Origin of the sequence: Leptolyngbya sp. FACHB-36 (assembly GCF_014695955.1) — a bacterium.
Lineage (GTDB): Bacteria > Cyanobacteriota > Cyanobacteriia > Leptolyngbyales > Leptolyngbyaceae > FACHB-36.
Genome location: NZ_JACJPG010000099.1, coordinates 1 through 2,575, shown reverse-complemented (window position 1 = coordinate 2,575; position 2,575 = coordinate 1). Strand labels below are relative to the sequence as shown.

General features: G+C 51.3%; 2 protein-coding genes. Both read right to left on the bottom strand.

Features of this window, described 5'->3' with window-relative positions; genetic code table 11:
• Positions 1 to 878, bottom strand: an 878-nt coding sequence (urtB, locus tag H6F43_RS01365) for an urea ABC transporter permease subunit UrtB (RefSeq protein WP_347272360.1), incomplete at its 3' end; no start/stop codon positions are given.
• 89 nt (positions 879 to 967) lie between these two features.
• Positions 968 to 2,365 (bottom strand): ABC transporter substrate-binding protein, encoded by a 1,398-nt coding sequence (locus H6F43_RS01360; protein ID WP_190340228.1) that lies wholly within the window; start codon positions 2,363 to 2,365, stop codon positions 968 to 970.
• Between the last annotated feature and the right edge of the window lie 210 nt (positions 2,366 to 2,575).

Genomic DNA, 2,575 nt, shown 5'->3' with positions numbered 1-2,575 from the left:
ATCAAGACAATCACTGCCGCCAGCACAATGACTCGTGCGGCTGGGTCATTCAGCAGGTAAGCGATCGACGCATTCGACTGCCCAATCAAAAACGCACCCGCTAGCACACCCACCAGCTTGTCTACACCACCCGTTACCACGGTCATCCAGGCATCCACCAAATAGTCCTGTCCCATTGGCGGCGATACACTCTTCAGCGACGAAATGACTGAACCCGCAACGCCTGCTAACCCACAGCCGTAAGCGAACGTCACCATGTCTACTAGCCCCGTGTTGACTCCCAAGCATCTCGCCATGCTGCGATTTTGCGTGACCGCTCTTACCTGCCGTCCTAAGTTGGTTTTGTAGAGCAAGTAAGCCGTTAGAGCCAGCAGTCCCAGCGCCACCGCAATGACAAATAAGCGGTAGAAGGAAAGCTGAACCGCCCCAGCATCGCTTTTGAAAAGGGTGAGATTGCCTTTGATGTAGGGTGGAGCTTTCACGTACTTAAGCTGCGCGGTAAAGATCAGCTTAATCACACCCTGAAGGACAATACTGATTCCCCACGTTGCCAATAGGGTTTCTAGGGGGCGACCGTACAGTCGTCGGATGATGGTTAATTCCATCAGTGCCCCGATCGCTGCCGTCGCTAAAAAGGCAAATGGAATCGTTAACAGCAAGTCCAGTTTGAAGGCTTGCTGCAACACAAACGTGGTGTAAGCGCCGAGCATAATAAACTCGCCATGCGCCAAATTAATAATTCGCATGACGCCAAACGTAATCGCGAGTCCTAATCCGGTCAGCAGCAAAATTCCCACAATGCCAATGCCATTCAGCAACTGATTGGCAAAGGCGATCGGATCGATCGTTTTAGCGGGCGTATCAGCCGCAAGAATCATCCACGACGCAATTAAATTCATAAGTCCCCTACAAAGAACACACTCCGCAGAATCCCTGGTTTCATTAGAAACCAGGGATTCTGTCGTCACTAAATCTTGAGCAACTCAACCGGAATGTCCTTCTTGGTTTCCACGATCGAATTGCTGCGATCGTCGGGCTTCTTGTGAACGCAAACGCGTCCTTTGTAGAGTGCTTGGCTCCAGGGAATCGGCTTGACTGCCGCTTCTGTCGTGAAGACAATCTCCGCCTGCCCGTCTTCCTTCCACTTGCCAATGCGGGAGTAGAGGTACGTGTGGTAGTTATCGGGATCGATCTTCACGGTGCCTTGAGGAGCCTTAAAGACTTGTCCTCGGGTGGCTTCTCGCAGGTTTGCCGTGGTTAGCTCCTTGCCTTCGTCTGCGCATTTCTCCATCGCTTGCGCCATAAAGAACGTCTGAAGGTAAGCCGCTTCCATCACTCCGTTCGTGACGCGGTCCTGACCAAACTTCGCCTTGAACTGCTCCACAAACGCTTTGTTTTCCGGCGTGTCAACACTTTGGAAATAGTTAAAGCTGGTGTAGTGACCCTGAGCAAACTCAGCCCCCATTGCCACAATTTCCTCTTCGGTCGTGGGGTACGCCATGATCGGCGTGTCTTCAGCCGTAATCCCGGCGTCTTTGTACTGCTTGTAGAACGCTGGAATGCTATCGCCCACGAGATTGCTGAGGACAAAATCGGGCTTGGCTTGCTTAATTTTGTTGATGATCGTGATGAACTCTGTAGTGCCAAGGGCGGCGTATTCATCGCCAACCACTTCCCCGCCTGCCTTGACCAATTCTGCTTTGGCAATCCGGTTACTTTCTTTGGGATAGATGTAGTCGGAGCCAATGAAGAAGCCTTTCTTGCCGAAGTTTTTGGCGCAGTAGGGAATGGAGTCCGTGATCTGCTGGTTGGGTGCTGCTCCGGTGTAGAACACATTGGAGCTACACTCGTTTCCTTCGTAGTAGACCGGGTAGTAGAGGAGGCGGTCTTTTTCCTCGAACACAGGCAGCACAGACTTACGGCTGGCTGAGGTGTAGCAACCGAGCACACAAACAACTTTATCTTCGTCAATCAGACGCTTAGACATCTGGTTGTACAAATCCCAGTTAGAGTCTGGGTTGACCACCACGGTCTCAATCTTTTTGCCCTTGATGCCTTGCTTACCCGACCACGGACCTTTGCCTTCGTTAATCTGCTCGATCGCCAAAAACGTTGCATCTTGTAGAGATTTTTCAACGATGGCGATCGTGCCAGTGGTCGAGTACATGACTCCAACTTTGATGCCGTCACCGCTAGCAGTTGACGCAACGGGACTTGCGCCTGGACTTGCAGACGTTCCCGAAGGAGCGCTACCACTGTTGGAGCAGGCTGCAACAATTCCACTGCCGAGTGCAAGCGATCCATATTGAATGAATCGACGACGGCTCATACCGCCAACAATAATCAGGGGCGCACGCGACTTCATTAGTCAATTTCTCCTTGCCTGTACAATCACACAAATGCGTCGGACCAGCGATCGCAACCCGCTCCACAACATTGCTTCGATCTGCCAAATTCAGCCCTAACGTGGAGGTAAGCTGCGATAACTTGTGATAGTAGTATTAGGCTTGTCAGCTAAATGTATAGGTAGATACAAAAGCTTTTTTGCTTGTGTCGTGCTGCCAATTAGGGAAGA